General features: G+C 73.2%; 19 protein-coding genes. 16 read left to right on the top strand and 3 right to left on the bottom strand.

From position 1 onward, the window contains the following. The first annotated feature begins 4 nt into the window (after positions 1-4). The 4 genes from ACIHFD_RS18840 to ACIHFD_RS18825 all read left to right on the top strand — a co-directional run bounded on the left by ACIHFD_RS18840 (position 5) and on the right by ACIHFD_RS18825 (position 6,675). Entirely contained in the window at positions 5-1,297 is a 1,293-nt protein-coding gene (locus ACIHFD_RS18840) for a Gfo/Idh/MocA family protein (protein WP_397368003.1), read from the top strand. After that, entirely contained in the window at positions 1,294-4,101 is a 2,808-nt protein-coding gene (locus tag ACIHFD_RS18835) for a glycosyl hydrolase family 95 catalytic domain-containing protein (RefSeq protein WP_397368002.1), read from the top strand. The genes ACIHFD_RS18840 and ACIHFD_RS18835 overlap by 4 nt, the downstream gene beginning before the upstream one ends. A 153-nt stretch (positions 4,102-4,254) precedes the next feature. Next, complete coding sequence (locus tag ACIHFD_RS18830) at positions 4,255-5,748, top strand: carboxylesterase/lipase family protein (protein ID WP_397368001.1); 1,494 nt, start codon at positions 4,255-4,257, stop codon at positions 5,746-5,748. Between the two features lie 87 nt (positions 5,749-5,835). Then, on the top strand, positions 5,836-6,675 hold the full coding sequence (locus ACIHFD_RS18825; RefSeq protein ID WP_397368000.1) for a helix-turn-helix domain-containing protein: 840 nt from the start codon (positions 5,836-5,838) through the stop codon (positions 6,673-6,675). A gap of 125 nt (positions 6,676-6,800) precedes the next feature. Here the strand turns inward: ACIHFD_RS18825 and ACIHFD_RS18820 are convergent, their stop codons facing one another. Beyond that, positions 6,801-7,793 carry an ArsR/SmtB family transcription factor gene (locus tag ACIHFD_RS18820; protein ID WP_397367999.1) on the bottom strand — a complete coding sequence of 331 codons (993 nt, stop codon included), beginning with the start codon at positions 7,791-7,793 and terminating at the stop codon, positions 6,801-6,803. A 102-nt stretch (positions 7,794-7,895) separates the two neighbouring features. Between ACIHFD_RS18820 and ACIHFD_RS18815 the strand changes: the two genes are divergently transcribed. The 6 genes from ACIHFD_RS18815 to ACIHFD_RS18790 all read left to right on the top strand — a co-directional run bounded on the left by ACIHFD_RS18815 (position 7,896) and on the right by ACIHFD_RS18790 (position 17,126). Beyond that, on the top strand, positions 7,896-9,464 hold the full coding sequence (locus tag ACIHFD_RS18815; protein ID WP_397367998.1) for a serine/threonine-protein kinase: 1,569 nt from the start codon (positions 7,896-7,898) through the stop codon (positions 9,462-9,464). Position 9,465: 1 nt separating this feature from the next. Next, a complete protein-coding gene (locus tag ACIHFD_RS18810) occupies positions 9,466-11,160 on the top strand; it encodes a protein kinase (RefSeq protein ID WP_397367997.1) in 1,695 nt (564 codons plus the stop codon). Beyond that, entirely contained in the window at positions 11,157-12,494 is a 1,338-nt protein-coding gene (locus ACIHFD_RS18805; protein ID WP_397367996.1) for a serine/threonine-protein kinase, read from the top strand. Before ACIHFD_RS18810 ends, ACIHFD_RS18805 begins: the two co-directional genes overlap by 4 nt. Further along, complete coding sequence (locus ACIHFD_RS18800; RefSeq protein ID WP_397367995.1) at positions 12,491-14,008, top strand: protein kinase; 1,518 nt, start codon at positions 12,491-12,493, stop codon at positions 14,006-14,008. Before ACIHFD_RS18805 ends, ACIHFD_RS18800 begins: the two co-directional genes overlap by 4 nt. A 31-nt stretch (positions 14,009-14,039) precedes the next feature. Then, complete coding sequence (locus tag ACIHFD_RS18795) at positions 14,040-15,056, top strand: aminotransferase class V-fold PLP-dependent enzyme (protein WP_397367994.1); 1,017 nt, start codon at positions 14,040-14,042, stop codon at positions 15,054-15,056. A 243-nt stretch (positions 15,057-15,299) separates the two neighbouring features. Continuing rightward, positions 15,300-17,126, top strand: a complete 1,827-nt coding sequence (locus tag ACIHFD_RS18790) for a rhamnogalacturonan lyase (protein WP_397367993.1) — start codon at positions 15,300-15,302, stop codon at positions 17,124-17,126. A gap of 4 nt (positions 17,127-17,130) precedes the next feature. Here ACIHFD_RS18790 and ACIHFD_RS18785 read toward each other — a convergent pair whose 3' ends face one another. Continuing rightward, positions 17,131-18,216 (bottom strand): TetR/AcrR family transcriptional regulator, encoded by a 1,086-nt coding sequence (locus ACIHFD_RS18785; protein WP_397367992.1) that lies wholly within the window; start codon positions 18,214-18,216, stop codon positions 17,131-17,133. 112 nt (positions 18,217-18,328) lie between these two features. Between ACIHFD_RS18785 and ACIHFD_RS18780 the strand changes: the two genes are divergently transcribed. From ACIHFD_RS18780 to ACIHFD_RS18760, 5 genes are all read left to right on the top strand, one after another. Continuing rightward, entirely contained in the window at positions 18,329-19,363 is a 1,035-nt protein-coding gene (locus tag ACIHFD_RS18780) for a LacI family DNA-binding transcriptional regulator (protein WP_397367991.1), read from the top strand. Positions 19,364-19,376: 13 nt separating this feature from the next. Continuing rightward, positions 19,377-21,455, top strand: a complete 2,079-nt coding sequence (locus ACIHFD_RS18775; RefSeq protein ID WP_397367990.1) for a beta-galactosidase — start codon at positions 19,377-19,379, stop codon at positions 21,453-21,455. Between the two features lie 31 nt (positions 21,456-21,486). Further along, positions 21,487-22,212: a ThuA domain-containing protein gene (locus tag ACIHFD_RS18770; RefSeq protein ID WP_397367989.1), complete on the top strand. Its 726-nt coding sequence runs from the start codon at positions 21,487-21,489 to the stop codon at positions 22,210-22,212. Between the two features lie 23 nt (positions 22,213-22,235). Further along, on the top strand, positions 22,236-23,270 hold the full coding sequence (locus ACIHFD_RS18765) for a Gfo/Idh/MocA family oxidoreductase (RefSeq protein WP_350736564.1): 1,035 nt from the start codon (positions 22,236-22,238) through the stop codon (positions 23,268-23,270). A 160-nt stretch (positions 23,271-23,430) separates the two neighbouring features. Continuing rightward, positions 23,431-24,726 carry an ankyrin repeat domain-containing protein gene (locus ACIHFD_RS18760; RefSeq protein ID WP_397367988.1) on the top strand — a complete coding sequence of 432 codons (1,296 nt, stop codon included), beginning with the start codon at positions 23,431-23,433 and terminating at the stop codon, positions 24,724-24,726. On the opposite strand, the gene ACIHFD_RS18755 is transcribed toward ACIHFD_RS18760, so the two are convergent. Continuing rightward, the gene (locus tag ACIHFD_RS18755) at positions 24,713-25,438 is read right to left on the bottom strand and encodes an alpha/beta fold hydrolase (protein WP_397367987.1); all 726 of its coding nucleotides are present in this window, start codon (positions 25,436-25,438) and stop codon (positions 24,713-24,715) included. The genes ACIHFD_RS18760 and ACIHFD_RS18755 overlap by 14 nt on opposite strands. 104 nt (positions 25,439-25,542) lie before the next feature. Here ACIHFD_RS18755 and ACIHFD_RS18750 point away from each other — a divergent pair, with 104 nt between their 5' ends. Further along, positions 25,543-26,418, top strand: coding sequence for a helix-turn-helix domain-containing protein (locus ACIHFD_RS18750; RefSeq protein ID WP_397367986.1), 876 nt, complete (start codon positions 25,543-25,545; stop codon positions 26,416-26,418). The last annotated feature ends 30 nt before the right edge of the window (positions 26,419-26,448 follow it).

Below are 26,448 nucleotides of genomic sequence, written 5' to 3'. Positions count from 1 at the left end.
CAACTTGAGGGACCACATCGGGGAGGCCCTCGACCGGCCGATCACCCTGGCCGTGGTGGGCGCGGGCGCGCGCGGCACGGCCTACGCCGAGCTGGCCGCGCGCCGGCCGGACCGGGCGCGGATCGTGGCGGTGGCGGAGCCCCGCGCGGCCGCCCGGCAGGAGTTCGCGGCACGCCACGCGCTCCCGCCCGAGCGGGTCTTCCGCGACTGGAAGGAGCTGGCCGGCCTCGGCAGGATCGCCGACGCGGTGATCGTGGCCACGCTGGACGCCGATCACCTGGCGCCGGCCGAGGTCTTCGCCGAGCAGGGCTACGACATCCTGCTGGAGAAGCCCATCGCCCCCACCGAGGCGGACACGGTGGCCATCGGCGAGGCGGCGGCCCGTACCGGCGCCATGATCGCGATCTGCCACGTCATGCGCTACACCCCCTACACGCGCAGGCTCCGCGAGGTGCTCCCCCGGATCGGCGACGTCGTCAGTGTGGAGCACCTGGAGCCGGTCGGGTGGTACCACTTCGCGCACTCGTTCGTCCGCGGCAACTGGCGGCGCGCGGACGAGGCCACGTTCGCGCTGCTGGCCAAGTCGTGTCACGACATCGACTGGCTGGGCCACGTCGTGGGGCGCAGGGCCGAGCGCGTGTCCTCCTTCGGCGGGCTGCGCCACTTCCGCGCCGAACAGCGGCCTCCGGGCGCCGCCGACCGGTGCCTGGAGTGCCCGATCGAGCCCGGGTGCCCGTACTCGGCCGTGCGGCTCTACCGCGACGGGCTGCGCGACGGCGGCACCAAGCAGTACTTCACCCGGGTCATGACCGGCGGCCCGCTCACCGAGGAGGCGGTCACCGCGGCGCTGGCCGAGGGCCCCTACGGGCGCTGCGTGTACGCCAGCGACAACGACGTGGTGGACCACCAGGTGGTGACCATCGAGTACGAGGGCGGGGTCACCGCGTCGTTCACGATGACCGCGTTCACGCCGCTGGAGAACCGGCACACCAAGCTGTTCGGCACCGCGGGCCAGCTGACCGGCGACGGCCGCTTTATCCGCATTTATGACTTCTTGTCGGAAGAAACGACCATCATCGACACCTCGCTGGACGGCTCCAGCGCGGCGGAAGGCCACGCCGGCGGCGACGCCGCCCTGATCGAGTCGTTCGTCACCGCCCTGCACGAGGGGCGGCCCGAGCTGATCCTGTCCGGAATCCAGGAGAGCGTCGACAGCCACCAGGTGGTCTTCGCCGCCGAACGGGCCCGCCGTACCGCGACCGTACAAACCCTCTTGAACGGAGAGCACCCCCTATGAGGCACCGCGCCCTGCTCGCCCTCGCCGTGCTGACCACCTCGGTGGTCGGCCTCACCCCGGCCGCCGCCCAGGCCGGCGCGTCGGAGTGGCAGGACATCCGCAAGCTCCTGTCGGCCATCGACGACGCCTACACCGCTCCCCCGGCCCTCAACGCCGTGCAGACCGCCCGCTACACCGCCGGCCTGCTCCTGGGCAACGGCGACCTGCACGTCACGTCCGACGCCCGCGACCAGCGGCAGACGTACTACCTGTCCAAGTCCGACTTCTGGCACAGCGGCAACGGGCAACTGCCGTTCGGCACGATCTCCATCGGCCCCGCGCACGCCGCGGCCACCCCCGCCGCCAAGGACACCCTCGAGTGCACCGCCGCCTGCGTGATCGACGGAGACCCCGAGACCCGCTGGGTGTCGCGGACCGGCGCGAGCGCGTCCGACCCGCAATGGGTCACCGTCGACCTGGGCGGGGTGAAGACGGTCGACCGCTGGGTGGTCAGGCACAACGGCTACCAGGGCAGAGCCGCCAACTTCCAGGCGCTCAACACTCGGAGCTTCGCCCTGCAGAAGAGCGACGACGGCGTCACCTGGACCGACGTGGACGCGGTCACGGGCAACACGGCCGAGCTGACCGACCGGACCGTGCCCGCCTTCACCGCCCGCCACGTGCGCCTGCTGGTCACGGGTGCGGTGCGCGACCCCGCCGACCCGAACCAGAAGGCCTTCGTCCGGGACCTGCAGCTGTTCGAGGGCCAGCGGAACGTCCTCACCGGCGCACTCGGCGACGACCCGAACTACCGCCAGCGGCAGGACATCCTCAACGGGGAGGTCCGCGGCTCCCAGACGGTCGACGGCCGGGTGCTGAGCACCCGCACCTGGACCGCCGACGGCGAGAACCTGCTGGTCACCGAGCTGTCGATCCCCGACGGCGCGCAGCCGCTGCCGCTCCAGGTCGACCTGACCGTGCCCGCCGGCACGACGGGGATCGCCGGCGACGGTCAGGTGTGGATCACCCGCACGACCGGCGCGAACGGCGAGAGCGGCTGGGTGTCCAAGGCGGCCGCGTCGGCCAGGGTCATCGGCTCGCGCACCCCGGTCACCGCGAGCACGCCGTCGGGCAACCTCGCCCGCCTCGCCTTCGAGTTGGCCCCCGGCCGGCCCGTGCGGCTGGTCACCACGCTGCACGGCAACGGCGGCTACGCCAACCCCACGCCGCTGAACGACTTCGTCACCGAGGCGGTGGACCGGGTGCACGGCCTCGACGGCCGTGACCTCGACCGGGCCCGGTCCGCACACCGTGAGTGGTGGAAGCGGTTCTGGCTGAAGTCGTACGTCGACACCGGCGACCCGATCCTCAACAAGTACTACTACGGCGCGCTGTACGCGATGGGCGCCGCCAGCCGCGCGGGCTCGTTCCTGCCCGGCACCTATTCGCCGTGGCGCACCATCGACCAGACCGGCGGCTCCAACCGCTACTGGCTGAACTACAACACCCAGGCCCCGTTCTACGGCGTCTACTCCGCCAACCGGCCCGAGCTGGCCGCCCCCTACTACAAGACGGTGGTGGCCGAGCTTCCGTACCAACGCAACACCACTCATGCCGCCGGGTACAAGGGGCTGACCTTCAGCCGGACCATCTACCCGTACAACCAGACCCGTCCCGCCCCCGCCGAGGTCCCGGTGACCGGCCCCAAGTCGCCGAAGAAGCTCGCCGACCAGAAGACCAACGGTACTTTCGCCGCCATCCCGTTCCTGTGGAACTGGGAGTACACCCGGGACGAGGAGTTCCTGCGCACCACGGCCTACCCGTTCCTGAAGGAACTGGGTGAGTTCTGGATGGATTACGTGGTCAAGGGCGACGACGGCAAGTACCACGTCCTGAACAGCGCCGTGAACGAGGGCGGCGACGACGTCGACTCGACCTACGACCTCGGCTACATCCGGCGGACGCTGACCGCGCTGATCGAGTACAGCCGGGTGCTCGGGGTGGACGCGGAGCTGCGGCCGGTCTGGCAGGGCTACCTGGACGACCTGGCGCCGTACCCGACGGCGACCATGGACGGCCTGGACGTCATCCTGCTCGCCACCAAGATCGAGAACCCCATCAAGGGCAACGCGCTGCTCAACAAGAACGACCAGCCCATCAACCTGGAGGGCGTCGTCCACCCGAGCGACAACCTGGCCATCGGCGGCGACCCGGAACAGCTGCGAAAGGTGCGGAACACCCTGGAATGGGTGGATCCGTTCCTGCCGGGGTCGCGCGGTTCCTCCATCAACGGGTTCCCGAAGACGTTCACCATCGCGGCCCGCGCGGGCTGGGATCCCGAGGACCTCATCGGCAAGTTCACGGCCGTGATCAAGCTGTTGTGGCGGCCGAACCTGACCGTGGCGCAGTCGGGCGGCGGCCTGGAGACCTCGGGCTCGCTCGAAACCGTGAACTCGATGTTCCTGCAGACGTTCGAGGACGTGATCCGGGTCTTCCCGGACTGGCCCACCGGCCGTGGCGGCACGTTCGTACGACTGCGCGCCAAGGGCGCGTTCCTGCTCTCCGCCGAGCGGCGGGCCGGACGCGAGGTCTCGTCCATCACGCTGACCAGCGAGAAGGGCGGACGAGCGACCCTGGCGAGCCCGTGGCGCTCGGGCCGCCCGGTCGTGGTGGACACCGCCACGCACCGGCCCGTGCCGCTCACCTTCGGCCGCGCCACGCACCGGCCCGTGCCGCTCACCTTCGGCCGCGCCACGAACACCGGCGAGACGACCTTCGCCTTCGACACCCAGCCGGGCCACACCTACACGGCGTCCGCCCGCTGACCACACTCATGCGCGGGCCCGTTCGCGGGCCCGCGCCGCCTCCTGCGACGGAACATTCGTCCAAGACACCCTGGCCCCGCGCTTGTGATGCTCGATCTCGCGTCAGGCACGGCTCCACGTGCGACGGCCGCGCAGCTCCGAGCGACGGGAGAGATGATGACGAACACCGTGGACAGCGCGCCAGGGGTTCAGGTGGCGAGTGGCCGGCTGCGGGGCCGGACGGACCGGGGAGTGGCGGCGTTCCTCGGGATCCCGTACGCCGCCCCGCCCTTCGGAGCGCGCCGCATGCGGCCTCCGGAGCCACCCGCGCGGTGGGAGGGCGAGCGCCGCGCCGCCGATTACGGGCCGACCTGCCCGAAGGGCGACGACGGCCTGGAGAGCGCGGCGCTGTTCCCCGAGGTCGTGATCCCTGGCGAGGAATGCCTGAACCTCAACGTGTGGACCCCCGATCCCGGGGGATCCGGCCTGCCGGTGCTGGTCTGGCTCCACGGCGGCATGTTCACGCAGGGGTCCGGATCCGTCGCCGGCTACCGTGGCACGTCCTTCGCCCGCGACGGGGTCGTGTGCGTCACGATCAACTACCGGCTCGGCGCCGAGGGCTTCCTCCACCTCGATGACGGCACCGCCAACCTGGGACTGCTGGACCAGATCGCCGCGCTCGAGTGGGTCCAGGGCAACATCGCCGCGTTCGGCGGCGATCCGGGGCGGGTGACCGTCGCCGGCCAGTCCGCCGGGGCCATGAGCGTCGTCACTCTCCTGGCCATGCCCCGCGCCCGAGGACTGTTCCGCCAGGCGGTCGCCCAGAGCGGGGCGGTCGCCCAGACGCTCACGGCCGAGGCCGCCGCGGGCGTCGCCTCAAGGCTGGCCGAGTCGCTCGGGGTGGCCCCGACCCGCGAGGCCTTCGGCGAGGTGCCGGTCGAACGGCTCGGGCGGGCGGCGTCCGCCCTCCTCAAGGAGGTCCAGGCCGCCTCGGATCCGGCCAGGTGGGCGAGCCTCCCCTTCGCCCCGGTCGTCGACGGCGACACCCTGCCCGACCACCCGCTCGACGCGTTGAGGAAGGGCGCCGGCAGCGGCGTACGGCTCCTGGCCGGGTGGAACCGGGACGACACCCGGATCGGCCTCGTCCCCACCGGCATGATCGACATCGTCGACGAGCCCATCCTGGCCGCGGTCGTGGCCGCCCTCGGCGCGCCCGGCGGGACGGTCGAGCGCTACCGGGCGGCGCGGCCGGGAGCGAGCAGCGGAGACCTGCTCGCCGCCGTGACCACCGACTGCTTCGTCCGGGTTCCGGCGATCCGGGTCGCCGAGGCACGCCTCGAGACCGGCGAGGCCGACACCTGGATGTACCGCTTCGACCACGAATCGCCGAGCTTCGCCGGCCGCCTCGGCGCCGCCCACGCCGTGGAGCTCCCGTACGTGTTCGACCTCCTCAGCGAGGAGTCGAGCCACGCACTCATCGGCGACGAACCACCACAGGTCGTCGCCGATACGGCCCACGGCGCCTGGGTCCGCTTCGTCGCCGACGGCGACCCCGGCTGGCCCCGATACGACCTGGCCGGCCGGGCCACCGCGCTGATCGACGAAGGAATCACCGTCGTCGACGACCCCGGCGGTGCCGAGCGCGACGTGTGGACCGGCCGGCTCTGATCGGGACTTGTCATCCGGTGGCCGGCCGTGCGGCTCGCCGCTGACGGGGATTGTCACGTTGTGGACACCGCGAACTACCATGTCGGCGTGCGACCAGCCGAGCCGGTTCGCGCCGGTGCGCCTAGATGGCAGATCACGGTCCCGTCGCGTCCCGGCCGGCTGCCGGGGGTCGTGATGGCGGGGTTCAGCGACCGGGCGAACGAGTTCCGCGACGTCGCGCTGGTCCCGCACCCCGCGGTCACGGTGATCTTCGACCTCGGCGACCAGCCGTTCGTCGTCGAGGACGGCCGTGGTGCGCGGCAGCGAGAACGCGTCGTCGCCGGACTCGCACCCAACGGGGCTCGAGGACGGGGGATGGCCAGAAGCTCCGAGTGCCTCCAGCTGCGGCTTTCGCCGATGGTCGCGCACACGGTCCTGGGCGCCTCCTCGGAGCTGGGCGGGACCGTGGTCGCCCTCGATGACCTCTGGGGACGAGACGCCGTACGAATCCAGGAGCGATTGCGTGCCGCCGGGTCGTGGGAGGAGCGATTCGCGATCGCGGAGGCCGCGCTGGCCCGGCGGGAGGACACAGGCCGAGCTGTCGACCCGGAAGTCGCCTTCTCCTGGGGACAGATGGTGGCCGCCCGAGGGCGGATCCGGGTCGAACGACTGGTCACCGAGACCGGATGGAGCCGTAAGCGCCTCTGGTCCCGGTTCCGCGCCCAGGTCGGCCTCACCCCCAAGCGGGTCGCCCAGCTCATCCGCTTCGACCACGCGGCCCACCGTCTCGCCGCCGGCCACCGTGCCGCCTCGGTGGCGGCGGAAAGCGGCTACGCCGACCAGTCGCACCTTCACAGAGACGTCGTGGCCTTCGCCGGGATGACGCCGACCGCGGTCGCGCTCTCGCCGTTCCTCGCACTCGACGACGTCGCGTGGCGCCATCGATGAACTCCTGCATGGGCACCTTCCGCAGCGACGCGGCAACCCGGCTGACTCCATCGAGAAGCAAGGCGACGTTCGTCTCGTCGGAAGCGGGGCCTTCGGCGGGAGAGTCAGCACGTCGAACAGGACCGCTACTTCGAGGCCGGCGGCACAGGCCCGAGCAGGCCGCTGCCCAGCGGGGTCAGCAAGTTGAGCACGGCGGGGCCCCGGCGCACGCTCCTGATCAGGCCCGCCTCCCGCAGCACCTTCGCGTGCCGGCTGGCCGCCGCCAGCGACACGCCCGCCCGCCGCGCCAGCTCCGTGGTGGTGGCCCCGCCGTCGGCGGCCTGCAGGACGGCGGCGCGGGCGGCGCCGATCAGCGCCTCCACCGAGCCCGGCGTCCGCTCGCCCGGCTGCCACCGGAACGCGGCGTCGATGGGATAGATCAGCACCGGCGGCAGTTCGGGGTCGGCCAGCGAGACCGGCACGCGGCGGCAGAAGAAGGACGGCACCAGCGTCAGCCCCCGGCCGCGCAGGTGCAGGTCGCGGTCCACGCTGTAGTCGACCTCCAGCACCGGCGAGCGCCAGCGCATCATCGGCTTCATGCTGCTCAGCAGGCCCTCCACGCCGGAGCTGAGCAGGTGGCCGGCGCGCCAGGCCCGGTCGGCCTCCACCGCGGGCTGGATGAGGTCGTGGTACGGGGCGATGGCCGCGGCGTGGTAGCCGGCCAGGGCGGCGGCCAGCTCGGCCACGGGCGCGGACGGGCGGTCGGCGAGCGCGCCCAGCCAGGCGGGGATGGGCACGTGCCGGGCGAGCAACTCCAGCTCGTGGCGGAACCGGCGGCTCGGGGTGGCGCGCAACGCGTCAAGCCCGGCCTGCAGACCGTCGCGGGCCGCCGCCGGCGTGAGGAAGTCGGGGAAGTACGGCGCCTCGGGCGCCAGCGCGGTCAGCCAGCGCAGGCCGGAGGCCATCCTGGAAAGCCTGGCCGGGCTCTCGCGCAGGGCGCGCTCCCAGGGCCGGAAGGCCGGCGCCTTGTCCTTGTCCTGCAGCCGGAAACTGCTGAGCACGACCTCCCACAACGGGTCCGCGCCCGCGGCCACTGTCGTGCGCGCCACGTCGTCCGCGGTGAAATGAATGCGCAGCATCCCCACGAACCCTCTTCTCGGACACCGGCGAGCAGCTTGTTTTCACTAGGCTGCAAAGGGTCTGGCCGAGGCATCGTACCAACGACCACCATGTGACCAACGATGATCGACAATCCCCCCGAGTCCCTGTTATCCGAGCGCTACCGGCTGATCCGGGCGCTCGGCCGAGGCGGCATGGGCACCGTCTGGCTCGCCCGTGACGAGACGCTCGACCGCGAGGTCGCGGTCAAGGAGGTGCTGCTCTCGCCCGACGTCGCGGCGGAGGAGCGCGCCGAGCTGTGCGAGCGCACGGTGCGGGAGGCGTACGCGGCGGCGCGGCTGAGCCATCCGGGCATCGCCACCGTCCACGACGTGTTCTCCGAGGACGGCCGCCCGTGGATCGTCATGGAGCTGCTGCGCGGGCGCACGCTGCAGGACTCGATCCGCGACGACGGCCCGTGGGCGCCGCAGCGGGTGGCCCGGCTCGGCGCCGACCTGCTGACGGCCCTGTCGGTCGCGCACCGGCAGGGCATCCAGCACCGCGACGTCAAGCCCGGCAACGTGTTCCTGTGCGACGACGGCCGGGCTGTGCTGACGGACTTCGGCATCGCCAGGATCGACGGCCAGGTCACCATCACGCAGTCGGGGCTGCTGATCGGCTCGCCGGGGTTCATCGCGCCGGAGCGGTTGCGGGGCGAGCGCGGCGGGCCGCAGTCGGACCTGTGGTCGCTGGCCGCCACGCTGTACACGGCGGTGGAGGGCACCTCGCCGTTCCACACCGCGTCACCGCTGGCGACGCTGCACCGGGTGCTCACCGAGGATCCGCGGCCGTCCGCGCGGGCGGGTGCGGCGCTGGGGCCGGTGCTGCTGCGCATGTTGTCGCGCGAGGCCGCCGACCGCCCGGACCCCGCTCTGGCGGGCCGGTGGCTGGAGGCCGCCGCCTCCGGTGTACCGGCTCCCATGGACCGTCCACGGCGTCCGCGCCCGCACCTCGGCAGGGCCGTCCCGGTGGCCGCCGCCGTCGCCGGGCTCGCCGTCGTCGGGACCCTCGCCTGGTACGGCGTCGCCCGCGACACCCCTGACCCGCCGCCGCCCCGCGCGGCCGCCCCGCCCGCGTCCGCCGCCGCTCCCCCGGCCTCAACCCTGCCGTCGAAAGAGCCGGCGAAGGGCAGGTTCACGGTGCCGGTCGAGTTCTGCACGCTGCTCACCGGCGCGCAGGTCAAGGAGACGGCGTACGGGCGCGAGCTGAAGCGCGACCACGAGGAGGACGGCTGCGCCTGGACGAAACGGAAGGTCGGGCTCTCCGTCAAGCCCACGAAGGCCCAGAACAAGGACTACTGGGAGGCCCTCCCCGTAGAGGCCCACGAGGAGTTCCTCAACAAGCGGACCATCAACGGCGACGGGTCCAGCGGCGGGGTGTGGCAGTGGGGCGCCGTCGGGATGCAGTGGCCGATCGGCACCACGTCCACCGCCGCCGCCCCGGTCGCCGGGGTCGGTGAGGAGGCGTTCCAGTACGACGTCTCCGAGCGGAAGTCGGGCACCATGGTGAGGTCCAACGTCGTGTTCCGGGTCAGCAACATGGTGGTGGAGGTCGAGTACGCCGACTTCGACGGCACGGAGGCGGCGCGGGTGCGCTCGGCCGCGCTGCGGGCCGCCAAGCTGACGGCCGCCGCGCTGAGCAGGCGGGGGTGACATGACGTCGCTGATCGGAGGCAGGTACCGGCTCATCGAGCCCGTCGGCGAGGGCGGCATGGGCGTCGTCTGGCGCGCCCGCGACGAGAGCCTGGGGCGGGAGGTGGCGGTCAAGCGGGTGCGGCTGGCCCCCGGGCTGGACGCCGCGTCGCGGGCCGCCCTGTGCGACCGCGCGCTGGCCGAGGCGAGGACGGCCGCCGCGCTGCGGCATCCCTCGATCGTGGCCGTGCACGACCTGATCGTCGAGGACGGGGATCCGGCGATCGTGATGGAGCTGGTCCACGGGCCGTCCCTGGAGCAGGTCCTCCGCGAGAACGGGCCGCTGCCCGCGCGCCGCGCGGCCGAGATCGGGCTGCGGGTCCTGTCCGCGCTGACCGCCACGCACGCGGCGGGGGTGCTGCATCGGGACGTCAAGCCGGCCAACGTGCTGCTGGCGGGGGACGGGCGCGTGGTGCTGACGGACTTCGGCATCGCCACCCTGGTCGGCGGCCTGCCCGGCACACCGGTCGGCACCCCGGGCTACACGGCCCCCGAATGCCTGCACGCTCCCGGCACAGGCCACGCCCCCAGCGCAGGCCACGCCCCCAGCGCAGAGCACGCCCCCGCCGCGGACCACACCCTCATCCAGCCCACAGGCCCGACCGATGGTCACGCCACCGACCGGACCGTGGTTCAACCCACCGACCCGACCGGTGCGGGTCCTGCAGATCGGACCGCCATCCAGCCGACCGGCCCGACGTCGCCACGAGCCGCCGGGCCCGGATCGGATGCCTGGTCAGGGGCCGCGGGACCGGCCTCGGATCTGTGGTCCCTGGCCGCCACCCTCTACACCGCCGTCGAAGGGCGCGGCCCGTTCGCCAGGGACAGCGCCGTCGCCACGCTGAGCGCCGTCCTCACCGAGCCACCCACCCCCTCGGGGAGCGTGCTGTGGCCGGTGCTGGCCACCGCGCTGGACAAGGATCCACACAAGCGTCCCGGTGCAGAACGGCTCCGGGGCTGGCTGGAGGCGGTCGTGCAGGGGCCGGCCGCTACAGCCGTACTTCCCGAACCACCGCGGGCCACCCCGCCCGGGGTGCGGCTGCCGGTCGTGCTGGGCGCCCTGGCCGTCGCGGCCCTGGTCGGCGCGGGCGCGGTCGTCGTACCCCAGCTCGGGAGAACCTCCGCGGCGGCCCCCGCGTCCGTCGCCGCCGCACCGTCGGCGACGGACGGGGCGGGGCGGTTCGCCGCCCTGCCGCGCGCGTGCGGCCTCCTCACCCCGGAGCAGGCCGCCAAGGCCGTCCCGAAGGCGTTGATCATGCCGAGGGAGAACGCCGAATGCACCTGGCATCAGAGCCTGGCCAAGGAATCCCGGTCGCTGCGGCTCGAACTGGAGATGCAGGAGCCGACCGGCACCCACGCGGAGATCGCGCTGGCCGCCGACGACTTCGACTCGCGGCGGGACGAGGCCGAACGGAGCAGGAAATACTCCTCCCTGGGCAAGAGCTCCGAGATCACCGACCTCAAGGGGCTCGGCGACGAGGCGATGACGTGGACCGTCACCGACGATCGCCGGCCGCAGACCGAGGTCGCGATCGTCTTCCGGGTGAGCAACCTGGTGGCCAAGCTGACGCTGCGGCGTGAGGTCGCCAAGGACCCCGCCCTGCCCGAGCAGGCGGGTGCCGCGGCCCGTTCGGTCGTCGAGGCGCTGACGCGATGAGGGGCACCGTACTGGCGGGACGCTACACCCTGATCGAGCCGCTCGGCCCGGGCGGCGGCACCTGGCTGGCCAGGGACGAGGTCCTGCACCGCGACGTGGCCGTCAAGCGAATCCCCCTCACCACCGCCCGGCCGGGCACGGGGGCGGGTGAGCGGGAGCGGGTGCTGGCCGAGGCCAGGTTCGCGGCGTCGCTGAGCCATCCCGGACTCGTCACCGTGCACGACGTCCTCGCCTCCGGCCCTCAGCCCTGGGTCGTCATGGACCTCATCAGGGGCGGTTCGCTCGACCGGATCACCGCCGCCGAGGGGCCGCTGGAGCCGGGCCGGGTCGCCGCGATGGGGCTGCGACTGCTCGACGCGCTGGCCGTCGTCCACGCGCACGGGCACGTGCACGGCGCGGTCACGCCGGGCAACGTCCTCATCGCCACAACCGGCGAGACCGTCCTGGCGGGCCTCGGCACCACCACGCCGGACGCCGCCCCCGCCGTCGATGTGCGCATGCTCGTCACCACCCTCATGTTCGCCCTGGACGGGGGCTCCACGCCCCACCCGGGCGACGCGGCCGCCTCCCCAGCGCTCCTTCCCCAGCTGCGGGAGGCGGCCGCGTTCCGGGCCGCGCTCGCCAGGGCGCGCGACGGGGCGGAGGTCCGTGCCGTCCTCGCCGAGGCGGCGGCCCGCGCGGCGACCGTCGCGGCCGAGGTGCGGACCGTGCCCACCGAGGTCAGGTCCGCGAGCGGGCGCCGTACGCTCTGGGTGTCGGTCACCGCCGCGACCGCGCTCGTGGCCACCGTGGCGGCCCTCGCCGTCGCCAGACCCGGCACCGCGACCCGCGACTCGACCGCCACCGCCACCCCCGCGACCCCGACCCCGACCGCGACCCCGAGCCGGTCCCGGACCGCGGTGGCGGCCCCCTCCCCCGACCCGTGCGCGGTGGTCGTCCCCACGGACCGGGTGCTGCCGAGCAAGTCGTCCACGTGCTCCGTCACCGTGGACGGCGCCGGCGTCACGATCAAGACCCAGCCGAACGTGGACACCGCGCGCAAGGTGTTCGACGCCCTCCGCAAACGCCGGCAGTCGCAGACCGGCACCTCGAAGGTGGAGCGCGCGGTCACCACCCCCGTCAAGAACGTGCCCGGCCTCGGCGACGAGTGCTTCTCCCAGGACACCACCGTGGGCATCCTGTCCAGCGTGAGCAGCAACGTCTGGCTGCGTGTCCGCACGATGGTGATCGAGGTGTCCGTGATGGGGAACGGCTCCGCGGTCACCTCCGAGATGCGGGACACCGCCATGCGCGCGGCACGCACCACCGCCGCCAGACTCCAGGGGAAATCATGAGCGGCGACCGCTTCCACCCGATCGGCCCCCTCGCCCAGGGCGCCCCCGGCCGCGCTCTGCGGGTGTTCGACCGCCGCACCGGCATGGAGGTGGCGGCCAAGCGCCTGCCACTCCCGGAGGGCCGGGCCGACTTCGACGAGGTACGCCGGCAGGCCATGGCAGCGGGGAGCCTGCGGCACCCGTCGATCCACCCCGTCCACGAGGTCGTCGGCGCCGGCGCCGAGGTGTGGATCCTCTCCCCGATCGTCAACGGCTGGTCCCTGCGCGCCGAACTCCACCAGCGCGCCGCCCTCGGCCCGGCCGCGGCCGCCGCGATCGGTCTGCGCGCGCTGGACGCGCTGACGTACGCGCACCGGCACGGCGTCACCCACGGCAACCTGCACCCGGGCAACGTCCTGCTGGCCCCGGGCGGCCATGTGGTGCTGAACGACTTCGCCATCCCGGCCCTCGCCGCCGAAACGGCCGCCAGGCTGCCCGGCTTCACGGCACCGGAGCTCACCCCCGGCGACGGCCCCGACGACGGTGACGGGGTCGTGCCGGGGCCTGCCGCCGACCTTTGGGCGCTCGGCGCGATCCTCTACGCGGCGGCGCTCGGCAGGCCGCCCTTCGTCCGGGCCACACCCGCCGCCACCGCGGAGGCCGTCCGGCAGGGGATCGCGATCGAGGCGAAGGACCCGTTCACCGCCCTCCTGCGCGACCTCCTCGACCCCGACCCGGCCCGCCGCCCGGACGCGGCCACCGTCCACGGGGCCCTGCGGGGCGCCGCCGCGCGGCCGGCCTTCGAGGTCGCGACCGTCACGGTCGGCGGCGTCGAGATCGTCGGCCGGCCCATCCCCGCCGACGCCCCCGCCCCTCCCCCGGCCCCGGCCAAGAGCTCGCCGCGCGTCAGGCCGGCCGCCCTCATCCCCGCCGTGGCCGTCGCCGCGGTGCTGGGCGCGGGTCTCGCGCTGCTCGTCCCCGTCGGCACCACCGCGGCGCCCCCGGCCGCCGCCTCCGGCACGGGCCCGGCCGCCGCGCCCGTGCCGGATGACATCCCGCCGTTCGCCAAACCCCCCGAACCGTGCAGGCTGGTCTCCGACGACCTCGTACGGGAGCTCGCCCCCTCGGCGGGCAAACCGTTCACGTACGTCAAGGGCGACTTCACCTCGTGCTCGTGGAAGAGCGACTACGCGATCCCGGAGGCCAAGCGCGGCGAGCTGTCCATCACGCTGAACACGCTGGACAGCGAGACGATGTCGGATGCCACGTTCGACCTCTCGAAGCGGGTCGCGTCCCGGCTGCACACGAACTACCGCGAGGTCGACGGCCTGGCCCACGACGCGTTCACCTACACCGACGCCGCGACGAGCAGCCTCAGACGGTACAAGGTGACGTACGAGTTCCGGCTGAGCAACCTCCACGGAACGGTCGAGTACGGCCGCTCGGTGGGCGTCGACCCGGACGGCTCCATCGCCGGGAACGCCGAGAAGCTCACCCGCCTGGTCATCGGCCGCCTGCTGAAACGCCCCAACTGAAACCGGCGGCCGGCGACCTTAGGCTGGCCCCATGGACATCGCCTCGGCGCACGAGCTCTGGGACGCCGACCCCGGCTGGCTCAACACCGCCTCCTACGGCCTGCCCCCGCGCCACGCCTTCGAAGAGCTCCAAGCCGTCCTCACCGAATGGCGGCACGGCAGCGGCGACTGGAAACCATGGGACGCTTCGGTGGGCCGTTCCCGCGCCGCCTTCGCCCGGCTCATCGGCGCGCCCGTCGCCGACGTCACCGTCAGCTCCACCGCCTCCCAGATCATGTCCACGGTCGCCACCGCGCTGCCGCCGGGCGCGCGCGTCGTGGTGCCGGAGATCGAGTTCACCAGCAACCTGTTCCCGTGGGCGGTGACGGCCGAGGTCGAGACCGTGCCCGCCGACCGGCTGGCCGACGCCGTCACCGGCTCCACCGACGCCGTCGCCTTCAGCCTCGTCCAGTCCGCCACCGGGTACGTCGCCCCGCTCCAGGACATCGTGGCCGCCGCCCGGGCCCACGACGCGCTGGTCATCGCCGACGCCTCCCAGGCCTGCGGCTGGCTGCCGGTCCGGGTCGAGGGCATCGACGCACTGGCCTGCGCCGCGTACAAATGGCTGATGGCGCCGCGCGGGGCCGCGTTCGGCTACCTGTCGCCCCGCCTGCGCGAGCGCATGCGCCCGCTGGCCGCCAACTGGTACGCCGGGGCCGACGAGGGCGGCTCCTACTACGGCCCGCCGCTGCGGCTCGCGCCGGACGCCCGCGCGTTCGACCTGTCGCCGGCCTGGTTCTCGTATGTCGGCGCCGCCCCGGCCATCGAGCTGCTCGACGAGCTCGGCGTCGAGCGGATCCGCGACCACAACGTCGCCCTCGCCAACCGTTTCAGGGCCGGGCTCGGCCTCGAACCGTCCGACTCGGCCATCGTCTCCGTGGACGCCCCCGGCGAGCGCCTGGAGGCGGCCGGCATCCGCGCGGCCGTGCGGGCGGGCAAGGTGCGGGCCAGCTTCCACGTCTACACCACCGCCGACGACGTCGACCGCGCGCTGGACGCTCTCACCTGACCCGGGCATGACTCGGCCGTGACAACGGACCCTTGCGAGCGGGAGGCGGGGCCGCTTTAATACGCCGGGCCGCGGACGCGGCGACCCCGTTTGCCGACGAGGAGACATTGTGGCCATTTCCGCAGGTCTGACATTCGTCCCTGACATCCGCGGTCCCGGCCTGCGTCCGTTAACGCTAACACCCCGATGAAACTTTCTTTTTCGCCCATCGGGAAAGCGCTTACCAAGAAGGGAACCGAGCGAATGCGCTTACGACTGGCCGGCGCGATGGCAGTCCTCACCCTGGCTACGACGATCAACGGCGTCCCCGCCCAGGCCGCCCCGCCCACGAAGCAGATGGAGGACCTCGACCGCGGCCTGACCAGCGTCCGGTCCGGTTCGGGCAACCTCGTGTCCTGGCGGCTGCTCGGCACCGACCCCGACGGCGTGGCCTTCAACGTGTACCGGGGCTCGACCAGGGTCGCCACGAACCTCACCGCCTCCACCAACTACCTCGACAACGGCGCCGCCGCCGACGCCTCGTACACGGTCAGGGCGGTGGTCGGCGGGGCCGAGCAGGCCGCCTCGCCCGCCTCGCTCCGCTTCACCGGCGGCTCGTACCTCGACGTGCCGATCCAGCCGCCGTCGGGCGGCACGACGCCGGACGGGGTCGCCTACACCTACAACGCCAACGACGCCAGCGTGGGCGACGTGGACGGCGACGGCCGGTACGAGATCGTGCTCAAGTGGGACCCGACCAACGCCAAGGACAACTCCCAGTCGGGCTACACCGGCAACGTGTACGTGGACGCGTACCGGCTGGACGGCACCCGCCTGTGGCGCATCGACCTGGGCCGCAACATCCGCGCGGGCGCCCACTACACCCAGTTCCAGGTGTACGACTACGACGGAGACGGCCGGGCCGAGGTCGCGATGAAGACCGCCGACGGCACCAGGGACGGCGTGGGCACGGTCATCGGCAACGCGTCGGCCGACTACCGCAACTCCAGCGGCTACGTCCTGTCCGGCCCCGAGTACCTGACGATGTTCGACGGCCAGACCGGCGCCGCCAGGTCCACGGTCTCCTACGACCCGCCCCGCGGCACCGTGTCGAGCTGGGGCGACTCGTACGGCAACCGCGTGGACCGCTTCCTCGCCGGCACCGCGTACCTGGACGGCGAACGCCCCTCGCTGATCATGGCCCGCGGCTACTACACCCGTTCCGTCATCGCCGCCTGGGACTTCCGCAACGGCACGCTCACCAAGCGCTGGACGTTCGACAGCAACTCGGCGGGCTCCCAGTGGACCGGCCAGGGCAGCCACAGCCTGTCCGTCGGGGACGTCGACCAGGACGGCAGGGACGAGATCGTGTACGGCGCCATGGCCGTCAACGACAACGGCACCGGCATGTGGACCACGGGCACCGGCCACGGCGACGCCCAGCACCTGGGCGACTTCGACCCGGGCAGGGCGGGCCTGGAGTACTTCAAGGTGAGCGAGTCGGGCTCCCAGCCGTCCTCGCTCTACATCGACCCGCGCACCGGCCAGATCCTCTGGTCCACCCCCGCCAACGGCGACAACGGCCGCGGCGTGGCCGGCGACATCTCGACGGTCAGGATCGCCAGTGAGTTCTGGTCCGCCGCCGACGGCAACCTGCGCAGCGTCACCGGCAACAACGCCGGCCGCAAGCCGTCCTCGGTCAACTTCCTCGTCTGGTGGGACGCCGACCCGCTCCGGGAGCTGCTCGACCAGACCAGGATCGACAAGTACGGCACCAGCGCCGACACCCGCCTGCTGACCGCCTCCGGCGTGCACTCCAACAACGGCACCAAGGCCACCCCGTCGTTGTCGGCGGACCTGTTCGGTGACTGGCGCGAAGAGGTCGTCTGGCCCACCAGCGACAACCGCGCCCTGCGGATCTACGCCACGACCACGCCCACCGACCGCCGCATCTACACCCTGATGCACGACCCGCTCTACCGGGTGTCGGTCGCGTGGCAGAACACCGCCTACAACCAGCCGCCGCACACGAGCTTCTTCATCGGCGACGGCATGCCCACCCCGCCCAGGCCGAACATCTACGTCCGCTGACGCACTACTGGTCGGTAGGGGGGACGGCGGGTCTGGTGACGGCCGCGGCGTGGGCGGCGCCCCGGCCGTGGGCGCGGGCGACGATCCGGCCCGCCTGGACGCGTACCGCGGCTTCGGTGGCGTCGTCCGCGTCCGGGACCCCGGCGGCCGAGGCGACGGCGGCGTGCTCGTCGAGGACGAGGTGCAGGCCCGGCCGGGGATCCGGGCCGAACACCCGGCGCAGACTCCCGGCGAGGTCGCCGATCCTGAGCCGTACGAGCCGCCCCAGTTCGGCGGGATCGCCGGTCACCACGGCGATGGTGACGCGATCCTCCGGGCGGGCGGCGCGGACGGCCTCCTCGGCCGCCTCCAGCCGGCCGGTCCCCAGGACGGCGATCACGCCGTCGGCGTCGAACCTCGTCCGGCGGCCGGTGAGCTCGTCCTGCAACTGCGCAGGCGGCTCCCAGGTGTCCTGGACGGCTCGCGCGGGGGTGACGTAGGGCAGGTGGGGCGGGTCCCACGTGTCGGTGAGGTCGAGGCCGGCCAGGTGCCGGCAGACGCGGGCCACGTCGAAGGGGTCGCCGAAGCCGGGCGCGGTCTCGGCCAGGTGAGCGGCTCCGCTCAGCAGCGTGAGGACCAGCTCGGCCAGCCGCACCCGCCGCGCGTGGCCCGGCGCGCGCGGCTCCAGCGCGAGGGCGAGCAGCAGCGCCTCCAGCCTGCCGAGCTGCCCCAGCGCGGCGCGGCCGGGTTCGTCGTCGAACACCCCGGCCAGCGAGCGCGACTGCAGCCTGCCCCCGGCGGACGTGTCGCCGGTCAGGGGCAGCCGTTCGAGCCACACGCGGGCGAACGCGCCCAGCGCCTCGGCCACGCCGGACGGCGGCGGGCCCTCCTCGGCCGCCACGGGCCCGATCGAGCCGACCAGGACCGCCAGGTAGAGGGCGCGCTTGCTCGGGAAGTTCGAGTAGACCGCGCCGCGGGTCAGCTCGGCCCGTTCAGCGATCCGGTCGACCTTGGCCTCGGCGTATCCCCGCTCGGCGAACTCCTCCCTCGCGGCCGCCAGCACGGCCGCTCGGGTGCGTTCCTGCTGCTGCGCCCGGGTCAGCCTGACCATCGAGCCACACTCCCAACATTCAGATGTTCACATCATCTGAATGATAGCGCTCTTGACATCGACGCGCACCACGGGCGAATCTGACTACGTAGTCATAACTCAGGAGCCGCGAGTGTCCGACGCCAGGCGAAGGCCCCCGAGCAGCACCGACGTCGCGGCCCTCGCGGGCGTGTCGCAGAAGACGGTCTCGCGGGTGCTCAACGGCGAGCCGTACGTCACCGAGGAGGTCCGCGAGCGGGTGCTGGCCGCGGCGCGCGAGCTCGGCTACCGCCGCAACACCGCGGCCAGGGCGCTCCACCTGGGCCGCTTCCACCGCATCGGGGTCGCCTCGATCGACAGCTCGCTCTACGGCCCGGCATCCCTGCTCGTCGCCCTGGAGCGGCAGGCCAGGGAGATCGGGTACGCGTTCGCGGTCGCCTACGCGGGCGAGGGCGCCGGTGTCACGAGCGCGGTCGAGTCGCTGCTGGCCCAGGGCGTGGACGCCGTCGTGATCTCCGACCCGATCGACGACCCGATCAACGGGGACCAGGACCTGCGTGTCGACCCGGACGTGCCCGTGCTGAGCTTCCGCCCGATCCCCGGGCTCGACGGGCCGCGCGTGGTGGTCACCGGCCCATCCGGCGTGGAGGCGGGCAGGCAGGCGACCGAGCACCTGCTCGGCCTGGGGCACGCCACCGTCTGGCACGTCGCGGGGCCGCACCGGTGGCCGGCGGCGCGCGACCGGGCGCGCGGCTGGCGGGAGGCGCTGGCCGCCGCCGGGGCTCCCGAGCCGCCGGCGCCGGAGGGCGACTGGTCCCCGGCCTCCGGGTACGAGGCGGGCCGGGCGCTGGCGGCGGACCCGCGGGTCACGGCGGTGTTCGCAGCCAACGACGACATGGCGATCGGCGTGCTGCGCGCCCTGGCCGAGGCCGGTCGCGCGGTTCCGGACGACGTGAGCGTGGTCGGCATGGACGACATCCCGGCGGCGGCGTACCTGTCGCCACCGCTGACCACCATCCGCCAGGACTTCGAGGCGATCGCCCGCCACGGCCTCGCGCTGCTCGCCGCCGAGATCGAGCGCTCCCCCGGCGAGCCCGGCGAGCCCGGCGAGCCCGGCCTGCCCGCGCATCTCGTGGTGCGCCGATCGACCGCACCGCCCGCAAAGTAAGGAAGGAACCCCTGTGCCGCGAGTACTCTTCGGCGCCGCCTACTACCCCGAATACCACCCCACCGACCTGCTGAAGACCGACCTGGACCTGATGGCCGACGCGCGTTTCTCGGTGATCCGGGTCGGCGAGTCGGTCTGGTCCACCTGGGAGCCCGAGAACGGCCGCTTCGACCTCGACTGGCTGCAACCGGCGCTGGACGGCGCGCACGAACGCGGCATCGGGGTCATCCTGGGCACGCCGACGTACGCGGTACCGCCGTGGCTGGCCCGGCTCTACCCGGAGATCGCCGGGGAGCGGGCCACCGGGCAGCGCATCGGATGGGGCGCCCGGCAGGAGATGGACTTCACGCACCCGGCGTTCCGCTTCCACGCCGAGCGGATCACCCGCAAGGTCGTCGAGCGGTACGCCGGCCACCCGTCGGTCATCGGCTTCCAGGTCGACAACGAGCCGGGCCTGCACCTGCTGCACAACCACGGCGTGTTCCAGCGGTTCGTCGACTGGCTGCGCGAGCGCTACGGCGACGTGGAGACGCTGAACCGGGAGTGGGGCCTGGTCTACTGGTCGCACCGGCTGTCGGACTGGGCCGACCTGTGGCGGCCGGACGGCAACGCCCAGCCGCAGTACACGCAGGCGTGGCGGCGCTTCCAGGCCGACCAGGTGACCGAGTTCATCGGCTGGCAGGCGGACATCGTGCGCGAGTACGCCCGTCCCGAGCAGTTCGTCACCACGTGCATCGCCTACGACCGGCCCGGGGTGGCCGACGACGAGCTGACCCGGCGGCTCGACGTCACCGCGGGCAACCCGTACTACACGATGCAGGACGGCCTCGCGCTGCCCGCGCCGCAGGACGCGCCGCAGAGCTGGATGACCAGGAGCACCTGGGCGCTCTATCTCAGCGCGGACCGGATGTTCTCCTCCCGCCAGGAGCCGTTCCTGGTGACCGAGACGAACGCGCAGGCCATCGGGGCGCCCTGGGTGAACCAGCCTGCCTACGACGGCCAGTGGCGGCAGGCCGCGTGGGCGCTCGTCTCCCGCGGTGCTTCCATGATCGAGTACTGGCAGTGGCGGACACTGGTGTTCGGCACGGAGACGTACTGGGGCGGCGTGCTGCCGCACAGCGGGCGACCGGGGCGCACGTACCGGGAGATCGCCCGGATCGGGGCCGAGCTCGAGACCGCGGGAGAGCTGGTCGAAGGGCTGGTCCCGGACGCGGACGTCGCGATGCTCTACTCCACGCCGAGCAAGTGGGCGCTGAGCGCCCAGCCCGCGCTCGGGCGACCGGACGGCGGGCCGGACGAGCGCTCCTACCAGGGCATCTTCGAGCCGTTCTACCGTGGCGCGTTCGACGCCGGCTGCCAGGTGCGGGTGGTGCACGCCGCCCAGGCCGTCGCCGGGGAGCCGGCCGCGCTGGCCACCCGGCATCCGGTGCTGGTGGCCGCCGGGCTGTACGTGGCCGACGACGCCACGCTGGACTGGCTGACGGCGTACGCGGCGGCGGGCGGGCACCTGGTGGTCGGCCCGCGCACTGGCTACGCCGACGCCGAGGCGCGGGCCCGCAGGGACGTCCAGCCGGGCAGGCTGGCCGACGCCGCGGGCGCCTGCTACGACGAGTTCAGCAACCTGTCCGAGGATGTGCCGGTCAGGGGTGCCGGGTTCCCGGAGGACGCGGCGGGCACCCGGTGGGCGGACGGCCTGCAGGTGGACGGGGCGGAGGTGCTGGCCGGCTACGAACACCCGCACTTCGGGCGGTTCGCGGCGATCACCACCCGCGCGCACGGGCAGGGGCGGATCACCTATGTCGGCACCGTGCCCAACGCGGCCCTGGCCGAGGCCCTGTTCCGCCGGCTGGTGCCGTCGCCCGGCCCCTGGTCGGAGCTGCCGCCCGGCGTCACCTCGACCGGCGCCACCGCGCGCGACGGGCGGCGGGTTCGTTTCCTGCACAACTGGGCGTGGGAGCCCGCGTCGGTGCGGGTACCGGTCCCGGTACGGGATGTGCTCGGCGGCTCCGCCCACGAGGCCGGCGCCGAGTTGCCGCTGGGGCCGTGGGACGTGCGGGTGCTGTCGGAGACGGCAGGCGGCGACGTACGCTGATCTTGCGCCCGTACGGCCAGGAAGGAAACGCATGGCGGTCAACGTCACTGTCTGGAGCGAGAACTATCACGAGCCGCGCGAGGAGGCGGTACGCCGCATCTATCCCGACGGCATGCACGGCGCCATCGCGGAAGGGCTGACCGAGCTGCTGGGCGAGCGCGTGAGCACGCGTACCGCCGTGCTCGACGAGCCCGAGCACGGCCTGACCGACGCGGTCCTGGCCGGCACCGACGTGCTGACCTGGTGGGGCCACATGGCGCACGAGGAGGTCGACGACAAGATCGTGGAACGCGTGCGGCGGCGCGTGCTGGGCGGCATGGGCCTGCTGGTGCTGCACTCGGCCCACTACTCCAAGATCTTCCGTGCGCTGATGGGCTCCACCTGCACGATCAACTGGCGCGACGCCGGCGAGCGCGAGCTGGTCTGGACGGTCGCGCCCGGCCACCCGATCGCGCAGGGCGTGCCCCGTCCGCTGGTCATCGAGCAGCAGGAGACGTACGGCGAGCCGTTCGGCATCCCGGAGCCCGACGAGCTCGTGTTCATCAGCAACTTCAGCGGCGGCGAGGTGTTCCGCAGCGGCTGCTGCTTCCGCAGGGGCCTGGGCAAGATCTTCTACTTCAGTCCCGGCGACCAGGAATATCCCGTCTACCACCACCCCGGCGTGCGGCGGGTGCTCGCCAACGCCGTCCTGTGGGCCGCGCCGGCGGACGGCGTGGGCGAGCCGCTCCAGAACGCCCACACCCCCATCCAGTGGTAGGAGGCCCAGTGGTAGAAGGCCCAGTGACCTTCGAGATCGTCAAGGAGGACCGGCCGCTGCGCGGCGTGGTGGTGGGCGCGGGCTACATCGGCGGCCAGTGGGCGCCCGAGCTGGTCGCCCACCCCGGCACCGAGCTGGTGGGCTGGGTGGACGTGGTGGAGGAGCGCGCCCGGGCCGCCGCCGCCGAGCTCGGCCTCGACGACCTGCCCGTCAGCGCCTCGCTGACCGCCGTGCTCGACGGCGAGGAGCCCGACTTCATCGTCAACTGCACCGTCCCCCAGGCCCACCACGACGTGACGGTCACGGCGCTGCGGCGCGGGGTGGCGGTGCTGAGCGAGAAGCCCATGGCGGTCACCCTGGACGAGGCCCGCTCCATGGTCCGGGCGGCCGACGAGGCGGGGCGGCTGTTCGCGGTCAACCAGAACCGCCGGTTCATGCAGACCCTGGTGGCCTTCCGGCGCACGGTGGCCGACCTGGGGCCGCTGGGGGTGCTGACCTCGGAGTTCTTCATGCCCTACCGTGGGCCGGAGTTCCTGGGGACGCTGGAGCATCCGCTGTTACAGGACATGGCGATCCACCTGTTCGACGCGGCGCGGGCGGTGTCGGGGACGGATCCCGTGTCCGTCTACTGCGAGTCGTTCCGGCCGTCGTGGACGTGGTATCCGGGGGCGTGCTCGGCGACCGCGATCTTCGAGATGACCGGCGGGCTGCGCTACACGTTCGCCGGGAGCTGGTCGGCGCCGGGCCAGGCGACGTCCTGGACGGGCAGCTGGCGGGCGGCCGGTCCCCGCGGGACGGCGCGCTGGGACGGCAAGGGTGATCCGACGGCCGAGGCGGCCGAGGGGCACGTGGTGCGGCCGCACCCGCCGGAGGCCGACGCGTTCCCCGGCCGGCGGCGTTTCCAGGGGCTGGCCGAGGGGCTGGAGGAGTTCGTGACGGGGCTGCGTACGGGGCAGGCGCCGCAGGGCGAGTGCCACGACAACATCCGCAGCCTGGCCATGGTCACCGCGGCCCTGGAGTCGGCCCGCACGGGCGCGCGGGTGCCGATCACGCTCTGACACCCGGGGGGCCGCGTCTCGGCGCGGCCCCCGCTAGGATGGGAGGGCGTTGCCGGGCGCGTCCAGTCCGCGGGGAAGGGATCATCCCACTGGCGGCACACTCCATGTGGTCGACGGACCTCGGCCCGAGCTCGCGGACCCGGGCAGCCGGAGGTTCGCCGTGTCCGATCTTCCCCAGCGCCCTTCGCTGGAGCATCTGCGCAAGCAGGCCAAACACCGCAAGCGTGCCCGGGGCGTCCCGCTGAGCCGGGCGCAGTTCGAGCTGGCCCGCGAGTACGGCTTCCCGAGCTGGCCGAAGCTGGTCGAGCACGTACGCGTCGCCGCCCTGGAGGGCATCGAGCGGGCGCTCGTCCTGGCCGATCCGGCCGCGCTGGCGGCGTTCCTCCCGGCCGGTGAGCCGGTCGGCGGGCTCCCGCCGCTGCTGGTGCTGCTGCGCCGGGCCGTCGCCCCCGACGAGCGGGTACGCGAGTGCGCCCGGCTCCTGCTGGACGCCGGCGCCGACCCCGGCAGCCACACCGTGGAGTGGGGCGGCGAGGGCAGGCGGACGGCGCTGTTCGACGCCGTGGAGCGGGGTGACCTGGCCCTGGCCCGGCTCCTCGTCGAGCGCGGCGCGCCCGCGGACGAGGACGCCTTCTACCACGCGTGCGAGCAGTCGGACCCGGCCTTCCTCGACCTCCTCCACCGGCCCGGCTTCGAGCGCATGGTGGCGCACAAGCTGGACTTCGAGGACGCGGCGGGGCTGCGCTGGTTCCTCGACCGCGGCGCCGACGTGAACGCCTGCCGCGCCCTGCACCACGCCATCGCCCGCGGCCGGGGCGTCACCATCCTGACGATGCTCCTCGACGCCGGGGCCGACGTGAACCTGCCGTGGGACCGCTGGGACGTCGGCCGCCGCCCCCTCGCGCTGGCCGCCCGCTGCGGCCACCTGGCCGCGTACGAGCTGCTGGCCGCGCGGGGCGCGACGGCCGACCTGGACCCGGTGGACGCCGCCGTCCTGGCGGTGGCCCGGGGCGAGTCGGCGCGCCTGCCCGCCGCGCCGCCGCCGGCTCTCGGCAACCCGGCGGACACCGGGGACTACGGCTGGGCGCTGGGCCAGTTCGCCCTGCTGGGCCGGACCGACGTGGTGCGGGCCCTCCTGGACGCCGGCATGGCGGTGGACACGCGCGGCTGGAGCAACTTCACGCCGCTCGACCAGGCCGCCATGCACGGCCGAACGGCGACCGTGCGGCTGCTCATCGAGCGCGGCGCCGATCTGGACGACCGCGCCTTCGACGACGAGGGCCCGACCCCGCTGGACTGCGCGCTGTGGGGGCTGCGCCACAACCGCGCGGAGGACGGCGACTACCTCGGCACCGTGGAGGCCCTCCTGGAGGCGGGCGCCCCCACCCGCCTGGACCCGCCCACGGGCGACCCGGCCATCGACTCCCTCTTTCTCAACAGGGTCAGTCGAGCTTGAGCAGTAGTTCGGCGAGCTCGGCCGGCATGGTGATCATGCAGTCGTGGCCGGTCTCCAGTTCCCACACCTGCGCCGGGGTGCCGTTGGGCTGCGTCTCGGGGACGGGCCGGCGGGTGATGCCGTCCGGCTTGCCGACGGTGCAGTGGATGTGGGTCCGCGGGATCGCGTTCACGGCCGGGTTGTCCAGCCGGACCGGTTGCTGGAGGGAGCGCACCGGCTGATCCGACAGCATCGTGCGCAGCCAGGCGACGTCCGCGGGGTCGGTGACCCCGAACAGCCCCGCGGGCGGCGGCAGCTCGGGCAGCGGCGGAACCCGCCAGCCGCTGCCGGACTGCGCGGCGCGGTCGATCAGAACCCGGGTCACGGGCTGGACGTCGGCCGCGCTCTCGCCGTCCTCCGGGACCATCGCGTCGAGGTAGACCAGGTGTGCGATCCGATCCGGGACCTGGTTGGCGGCGGACGAGATGACCAGCCCCGCGTAGCTGTGTCCCACGAGTATCACCTCGGTGAGATCCTCCTCGAGGATCAGCCCGACGATGTCGCCGACGTGCGTGTCCAGCCCTACCTCGGGGCTGAGCAGATGCGCCTTGTCGCCGAGACCGGTCAGCGACGGCGCGATCACCCGGTGTCCGGCCGACTCCAGCAACGGGACGACCCGCTCCCAGCACTGTCCGCTGTGCCAGGCGCCGTGTACCAGCAAATATGTTGTCATGGTCCGCCAGGCTGCCGACCAGGCCCGGACGGAGCCAGAGCCCCCGCGATCCTGGGGGTGACAGGACCAGGCAGGCAGGCGGTCGCGCGGATTACAGTGCGGAGATGAGCGAATCGAACCTGCTGGGTGATTACGTGCGCGCGCGCCGCGAGCTCATCACTCCCGAACAGGTCGGTATCCCCGTTTCGGGGGTGCGGCGCGTGCCGGGCCTGCGCCGGGAAGAGGTCGCGATGCTCGCCGGCATCAGCGCCGACTACTACCTGCGCCTGGAGCAGGGCCGCGACCGCAACCCCTCCGCGCAGGTCCTCGAGGCCCTCGCCCGCGTACTGCGGCTCGACGACGACGCGACGGCGTACCTGCTGCGCCTCGGCGCCGGCAACCCCCGGCGGCGCCGGCGCCGGGCCAGGAAGGAGACCGTCCCTCCGGGCGTCGCCCAGCTTGTCGCCATGCTGCCGCTGCCCGCGTACGTCGAGGGCCGCTACTTCGACGTCCTCGCCGCCAACGCGCTGGCCACCGCTCTGTCGCCGCGCCTCGTGGCGGGAGCCAACCGCCTGCGGGACTTGTTCCTCGACCCCGCCGAGCAGGCGCTCTACCCGGACTGGGAGAACGCCGCAGCCGGCATGGTCGCCGGCTTCCGTGAGTCCGTCGGCACCGACACGGACGATCCCCGATGCATCGAGCTCGTCGGCGAGCTCTCCCTCGCCAGCCCCCGTTTCAGCCGGCTCTGGGCCCGGCACGACGTGGAGGCGTGCGAAGGCGCGCCCAAGCACATCGATCACCCGCAGGTCGGTGGCCTGCGGCTGAACCGGGAGCGGCTGGGCGTCAGCGGCGCTCCGGGCCAGACGCTCGTCGTCTACCACCCGGACCCCGGCACTGACAACGCCGACAAACTCGCCCTTCTCGCCTCGGCCACCGCCACAACGGCCCACGAGGGCGAGCAATCGATTTCCCTCAAGATCCGCACGCCGCGCGAGGGGTGAAAGATACTGCAAAGAACCAGTATGACGTGA

This window comes from Nonomuraea sp. NPDC051941 (genome assembly GCF_044593615.1).
Note: the sequence above shows the minus strand (reverse complement) of the source record. Positions and strands in the feature narration are given on the sequence as shown.